The 6,603-nt window shown below is 73.9% G+C and carries 7 protein-coding genes; 2 read left to right on the forward strand and 5 right to left on the reverse strand.

What is annotated here, in order from left to right:
- The coding region (locus EF903_RS26615) for a zinc metalloprotease (RefSeq protein WP_148142579.1) at positions 1 to 832 on the forward strand (832 nt) is incomplete at its 5' end.
- Positions 833 to 907: 75 nt separating this feature from the next.
- Here the strand turns inward: EF903_RS26615 and EF903_RS26620 are convergent.
- A complete protein-coding gene (locus EF903_RS26620) occupies positions 908 to 1,477 on the reverse strand; it encodes a dienelactone hydrolase family protein (RefSeq protein WP_125547343.1) in 570 nt (189 codons plus the stop codon).
- A 51-nt stretch (positions 1,478 to 1,528) separates the two neighbouring features.
- Here EF903_RS26620 and EF903_RS26625 point away from each other — a divergent pair, with 51 nt between their 5' ends.
- Positions 1,529 to 2,629: a mechanosensitive ion channel family protein gene (locus EF903_RS26625; protein WP_260615966.1), complete on the forward strand. Its 1,101-nt coding sequence runs from the start codon at positions 1,529 to 1,531 to the stop codon at positions 2,627 to 2,629.
- 20 nt (positions 2,630 to 2,649) lie between these two features.
- Here the strand turns inward: EF903_RS26625 and EF903_RS26630 are convergent, their stop codons facing one another.
- Genes EF903_RS26630 through lspA form a run of 4 tightly spaced genes read right to left on the reverse strand, consistent with a single transcriptional unit; the run spans position 2,650 to position 6,340 of the window.
- Positions 2,650 to 4,242, reverse strand: coding sequence for a Na+/H+ antiporter (locus EF903_RS26630; RefSeq protein WP_125547347.1), 1,593 nt, complete (start codon positions 4,240 to 4,242; stop codon positions 2,650 to 2,652).
- Between the two features lie 39 nt (positions 4,243 to 4,281).
- A complete protein-coding gene (locus EF903_RS26635; RefSeq protein ID WP_125547349.1) occupies positions 4,282 to 4,788 on the reverse strand; it encodes a GNAT family N-acetyltransferase in 507 nt (168 codons plus the stop codon).
- 5 nt (positions 4,789 to 4,793) lie between these two features.
- Positions 4,794 to 5,735 carry an RluA family pseudouridine synthase gene (locus tag EF903_RS26640; RefSeq protein WP_125547351.1) on the reverse strand — a complete coding sequence of 314 codons (942 nt, stop codon included), beginning with the start codon at positions 5,733 to 5,735 and terminating at the stop codon, positions 4,794 to 4,796.
- Positions 5,736 to 5,779: 44 nt separating this feature from the next.
- Positions 5,780 to 6,340, reverse strand: coding sequence for a signal peptidase II (gene lspA / locus EF903_RS26645; protein WP_125547353.1), 561 nt, complete (start codon positions 6,338 to 6,340; stop codon positions 5,780 to 5,782).
- Positions 6,341 to 6,603: the final 263 nt, after the last annotated feature.

The raw sequence follows: 6,603 nt of genomic DNA on the forward strand, positions 1-6,603 counted from the left end.
GCCTCCGTCACCTCGTTGGGCCCGGCCGCACGACAAGCACGCCGCCGAGCCCAACGAGGTGACGGAGGCCCAGGTCAAGGCCATGGACGCCGACCTGGCCAAGAAGCTGTCGCAGATGGGCCCGCAGCGCCAGATGCGCGCCGCCGAGGCGACCGCCGCCACGACCATCCCGGTCTACTTCCACGTCATCCACAGCGGCACCCAGGGCAAGCTGTCCGCCACGGACATCAACAACCAGCTCGCCGTCCTCAACGCCGCCTACAGCGGCCAGGGCACCGGGAACGTCAACGCCGGCTACCAGTTCCAGCTGGTCTCCACCGACTACACCGACAACGCCTCCTGGTACGGCGTCTCCCACGGCTCCCAGGCCGAGAAGGACATGAAGAACGCCCTGCGCAAGGGCGGCTCGAACGCGCTCAACGTCTACACCGCCAACCTCGGCGGCGGCCTGCTCGGCTGGGCGACCTTCCCCAGCTCCTACGCCTCGCAGCCGAAGATGGACGGCGTGGTCCTGCTCAACTCCTCGCTGCCGGGCGGCTCCGCCGCCAACTACAACGAGGGCGACACCGCGACCCACGAGGTCGGCCACTGGATGGGCCTCTACCACACCTTCCAGGGCGGCTGCAACGGAAGCGGTGACTCCGTGGCCGACACCCCGGCCGAGAAGAGCGCCGCGTACGAGTGCCCGACCGGCCGCGACAGCTGCGCCAGCAAGGCCGGCGCCGACCCGATCCACAACTTCATGGACTACACGTACGACTCCTGCATGTACCAGTTCACCGCCGGCCAGGTGGCCCGCATGAACAGCATGTGGACCGCCTACCGCGGCTGACCCGTCCGCCCGCGTGCGAGGGGCGGGGCACCGGTTCTCCCGGTGCCCCGCCCCTCGCCGCTTCCGCCGCCGCTCCTACAGGCTGTCCAGGAAGCCGACCGCCGCCTTCCACGCCTGCTCCGCGGCCTCCGCGTCGTAGTCCTCCAGCCCCGGGTCGGTGAACAGGTGCCCGGCGCCCGGATAGCGGTGGACCTCGACGTCCGCGCCGGCCCGCTGCATCCGCAGGTACCAGGCGGTCAGCCAGTCGTGCGGCTCGAACGGATCGGGGTCGGCCACGTGCAGCTGCACCGGCAGCCCGTCCACCGACGCGTCCTCCCCCAGGTCGGCCGTGCCGTGCAGGAGCAGCAGCCCCCGCGCCTTCTCGTCGGCCAGCGCCAGGTGCTGGGCGACGGACCCGCCGAAGGAGAAGCCCGCGTAGACCAGCCCGCGGTCGGAGTACGGGGCGGCCGCCGCCACCGCGCGCCGCAGCAGCTCGTCCCGGCCCACCTCGTCCCGGTGCGCCACACCCTCCTCGACGGTCTCGAAGGTGCGCCCCTCGAACAGGTCCGGCACCTGTACCTCGTGGCCGGCCGCGCGCAGCCGCCCGGCCGCCTCGTGCACCGCGGGCCGCAGCCCGTACGTCGAATGGAAGAGCATGATGTCCATGCCACACATCGTGCCAGTTTCCGAGCGCGTGTTCCGGTTACGCGGAAGGCCATGGACACGGACACCCTTCTCCGGCCCCTCCTGTACGCCTGCGGCGCACTCGCCGCCACCCTGGCCGCCGGGTGGCTGCTCGACGTGCTGCTGCGCCGCGCCGCCGCCCGGCCCGGCGACACCCCGCTGTGGGTGATGCTGCGCCGCTGCCGCCGGCCGTTCCGGCTCGCGCTGTGCGCGCTGCTGCTGCGCGGCTCCTACCGGCAGGCCGGGATCCTGCCCGACCACACCCTCGCCGTGGGCCGCGCCCTGACCCTCGTACTGATCGCCTCGACGGCCTGGCTGCTCACCGGCATCGCCACCGCCGTCGTGGACGCCGCGTACGCCCGCTACGCCGGCCGCACCTCCGACCAGGCCCGGGTCCGCCGGGTCCGCACCCAGGTCACGCTGATCCAGCGGGTGGTGACGGCCGCCGTCGTGGTGGTCGCCGCGGCCGCGATGCTGCTGACCTTCCCGGCCATGCGGGCCGTCGGCACCTCCGTCCTCGCCTCCGCGGGCCTCATCGGCATCGTCGCCGGCATCGCCGCCCAGTCCTCGCTGGGCAACCTCTTCGCCGGCCTCCAGATCGCCTTCGGCGACACCGTACGCATCGGCGACACCGTCGTCGTGGACCGCGAGTGGGGCACCGTCGAGGAGATCACCCTGACCTTCCTGGTGGTCCGCACCTGGGACGAGCGGCGCATCACCATGCCCGTGTCGTACTTCACGGCCAAGCCGTACGAGAACTGGTCGCGCGGCGGCGCGGAGATGACCGGCACCGTCTTCTGGCACCTGGACCACAGCGCCCCCGTCGAGGCCATGCGCCGGCAGCTCCGCCGGATCCTCGCCGAGGTCCCCGCATGGGACGGCCGGGCGCTCGACCTCGCCGTGACCGACACCGCACCGCACACGATCGAGGTCCGCGCCGTGCTCACGGCGAAGGACGCCGGCGACCTGTGGACGGCGCGCTGCGCGGTCCGCGAGCGCATGCTCGCCTGGCTGGTGGAACACCACCCCCACGCCCTGCCCCGCATCGCGACCGCTGCCGCCGTCCCGCCGCCCGGGGGCCCGACCGGCGGCGGCGCGGCCGCGGAGGGCGTCACCGCCCGCGCCCGCGCCTGACCCGGCCGGGCCCCGGCCCGCTACGGCGCCCGCAGGCTGCGGACGTCGAGGTGGAGCAGCACCCGGTCGACGACCTCCGGGTCCGCGCCCGGCTCGCTGCGCGCCGCCAGCACCTCGTGCCGGGCGGCGGACAGCATCTCCCGCTGGATGCGCCGCAGGTCCCGCAGCCGCCGCTCGCGCTGCGCGTACGCCTCGCGCCGCTCCTCGTCGACCATGTCGGGGCTGATGCGCGCCCCCAGCTCGTACGCCCGCCGGTACAGCTGTTCCACCAGGTCCTCCGGGAGGTCCTCGGCCGCCTCGATCTGCTGCAGCCGCCGCTTCGCCGCCCTCGCCGCGCGGATCGCCAGCTGCCGCTGCAGCTCCTGCCCCGGGCCGGGGTCGGCCTCCACGCCGAGCCGGCGCACGAGCCACGGCAGGGTCAGCCCCTGGCACACCAGCGTCACCGTGACCACGGAGAAGGCGATGAAGACGATCTCGTCGCGCGCCGGGAACGGCGCCCCGCCCGCCACGGTCAGCGGGATCGCGAGGGCGAGCGCCACCGAGGCGACGCCGCGCATGCCGGCCCACCACATGACGACGCTCTCGCGCCAGCCGAGCGGGATCTCCTCGTCGACGTCGCGCCCGGTGTGCAGGCGCCGGGCGAGCCAGGCGGCGGGCAGCAGCCACAGCAGCCGGACCACGACGACCACGACGACGACGGCGGCCGCCCAGCCGGCCATCTCGCCCTCGCGGCCGTGCGCGACGCCGAAGACGTTGTGCAGCTCCAGTCCGATCAGCCCGAACGCCACCCCCGTGACCAGCGTGTCCACGATCTCCCAGAAGGTGTGCCCGGCCAGCCGCCCCAGCACGTCGTCCGCGTCGCCCGCGTACTCGGCGAGGAAGAGGGCGGTGGTCAGCACGGCGAGGACCCCCGAGCCGTGCAGCTCCTCGGCGAGCACGTACGCGACGAACGGCACCAGCAGCGTCAGCCCGATCCGCAGGGTGGCGTCCCCCAGCCGCCCCATCAGCGTCTTCGCGGCCCAGCCGAGCCCGAGGCCCGCGGCGACCGCCACGACGGCGGACAGGACGAACTCCCCCAGCGCCTCCGGCCAGGAGAAGCTCCCGCTCACGGCGGCGGCCACGGCCACGTGGTAGAGGACGATCGCGGTGACGTCGTTGAACAGCCCCTCGCCCTCCAGGATCGACACCAGCCGCCGGGGCAGCCCCAGCGACCCGGCGACGGCGGTGGCGGCGACCGGGTCGGGCGGCGCCACCAGCGCGCCGAGGGCGACCGCGGCGGCGATCGGCAGGCCGGGGACGACGGCGTGCGCGACGGCGGCCACGGCGGCGGTGGTGACGAAGACCAGCGCCACCGCGAGCAGCAGGATCGGCCTGACGTTCGCCGCGAACTGCCGCCAGGAGGTGCGCTGCGCGGAGGCGTACAGCAGGGGCGGCAGCACCAGCGGCAGGATGTACTCGGGCGGGATGTCGACGTTCGGGACGGCGGGCACGAGGGCGAGCACGGCCCCGGCCAGCGTCATCAGGACGGGCGCCGGAAGCCCCAGCCGGTCCCCGAGGGGCACCGAGACGACCGCCCCGAGCAGCAGCACGAACAGCAGGGCAAGCTGATCCACTCCCCCACCCTGCCAGCCCGCCGCCGGGGGGACGGGGATTTAGGCGCCGCGGGCGTCCCGGGCGTGCAGCGTGCGCCGCATCGCGCGGTGGGTGATGCCCGCCTCCTCGTACGCGGGGCCGTACGGCTCGTAGCCGAGCCGCTCGTAGAAGCCGAGGGCGTGGACCTGCGCGCCGAGGGTGACCTCGGCCAGCCCGAGCCGGGCGGCCTCCGCCTCGATCGCCCGGACCAGCGCCGCCCCGACGCCGAGGCCGCGGGCGGGCGCGGCGACGGCGAGGCGCCCGAGGGAGCCGGCCGCCGGGCCGCCGGTCTTGCCGAGGGCGGCCGGGCCGTGCAGCAGCCGTCCGGTGCCGAGCGGGGTCCCGTCGGCCGCGACGGCCAGGACGTGGACCGCGTCCGCGTCGTGGGCGTCGTACTCGACGGACTCCGGTACGGACTGCTCGACGACGAACACCTCGGTGCGCAGCGCGAAGCAGGCCTTCAGGTCCTCCGGCGAGGTGGCGCGCCGGACGGTGAACGGGGCGGGCGCCGCGGCGGGGTCCGGCACGCCCGTCACTCGCTCTCGGCGCGGATCACGTCCAGGGCGTGCCGGAGGTCCGCCGGGTAGCCGCTCTCGAACTCGACCCACTGCCCGTCGGCGGGGTGCTCGAAGCCGAGGCGCACGGCGTGCAGCCACTGGCGGGTCAGCTTCAGCCGCTTGGCGATGGTCGGGTCGGCCCCGTAGGTGAGGTCGCCGACGCAGGGGTGCCGGTGGGCGGACATGTGGACGCGGATCTGGTGGGTGCGCCCGGTCTCCAGCTTGATGTCGAGCAGGGAGGCGGCGCGGAAGGCCTCGATCAGGTCGTAGTGGGTGACCGACGGCTTGCCGTCCTGGGTCACGGCCCACTTGTAGTCGGCGCTGGGGTGCCGGCCGATGGGGGCGTCGATGGTGCCGCTCATCGGGTCGGGGTGGCCCTGGACGAGGGCGTGGTAGCGCTTGTCGACGACGCGCTCGCGGAACTGGTTCTTCAGCGAGGTGTAGGCGCGCTCGGACTTGGCGACGGCCATGAGGCCGGAGGTGCCGACGTCGAGGCGGTGCACGATGCCCTGGCGCTCGGCGGCGCCGGAGGTGGAGATGCGGTAGCCGGCGGCCGCCAGGCCGCCGATGACGGTGGTGCCGGTCCAGCCCGGGCTCGGGTGGGCGGCGACGCCGACCGGCTTCATGACGACCACGACGTCGTCGTCGTCGTGGATGATCTCCATGCCGGGGACGGGCTCGGCCACGACCTCGACCGGGCGCGGCGGGGCCGGCATCTCGACTTCGAGCCAGGCGCCGCCGTGGACGCGCTCGGACTTCCCGACGACGCTGCCGTCGACCGAGACCTTCCCCGCGGCGGCGAGCTCGGCGGCCTTCGTCCGGGAGAAGCCGAACATACGCGAGATGGCGGCGTCGACGCGCTCGCCTTCGAGGCCGTCGGGTACGGGCAGGGTGCGGATCTCGGGAATCGTGCTCACCCGTCGAGTATGCCGGACTCGGCGGGGCCCCGGTCCCGGCCCCGTCAGTCCTTGTGGACGGTACCGTCCGGGTCGAGCCCCCGGAAGGACAGCAGGACGATCAGGATGCCGCCGCAGACGATCGCCGTGTCGGCGAGGTTGAAGACGGCGAAGTGGGCGGGCGCGATGAAGTCGACGACGGCCCCGCGGAACACGCCCGGCGAGCGGAAGATCCGGTCGGTGAGGTTGCCGAGCGCCCCGCCGAGCAGCAGGCCGAGCGCGATCGCCCACGGCAGGCTGTACAGCTTGCGGGCCAGCCGGACGATCACGACGATCACGGAGGCGGCGATCACCGTGAAGAGGATCGTGAAGGCCTCGCCGAAGCCGAACGCCGCGCCCGGGTTGCGGACGGCCTCGAACCGCAGCAGGTCGCCGATGATCCGGATGGGCGGCTGGTGCTCCAGCTCCGCCACGACGACCATCTTGGTGCCCAGGTCGAGCAGGTAGGCGATGACCGCGACGACGAGCAGCGCCGCGATCCTCCGGCGCCCCCTGGGCGCCTCGGGCTCGGGCTGGGCTTCGTCCCCGACCTCCGGCGTACCGATGATGCGCTCCGCCTCTGCCACGTGAGTCCCTCGAACTAGCTCGAACCGGTTCCCGCCAGGTTCCGGGGACCCTGACGAGACACGAGGGTACGTCAGGGTCCGCCGCCCGCGCCGCCCGGGACGGGCCCAACCTGCAGGAGCCGAAGAAGGAGGCGGCCTAGTAGTGCTTCGTTAGGTTCTGGGTCTGGTTCTGCGTGTGGCCAGGGGCCGACCGCATGTGGTGCAGGTGCCGGTCCAGCACCTCAGCAGGTCCTGGAGCGTGTCCAGGACCTGGTAGAGAGTCA

Origin of the sequence: Streptomyces sp. WAC05292 (assembly GCF_003949955.1) — a bacterium.
GTDB lineage: Bacteria > Actinomycetota > Actinomycetes > Streptomycetales > Streptomycetaceae > Streptomyces > Streptomyces globosus.

What these genes read in the sequence shown, in the direction of transcription:
- EF903_RS26620 (WP_125547343.1), bottom strand. Translation starts at nt 1,477, where the DNA reads ATGGACATCATGCTCTTCCATTCGACGTACGGGCTGCGGCCCGCGGTG.
- EF903_RS26625 (WP_260615966.1), top strand. Translation starts at nt 1,529, where the DNA reads ATGGACACGGACACCCTTCTCCGGCCCCTCCTGTACGCCTGCGGCGCA.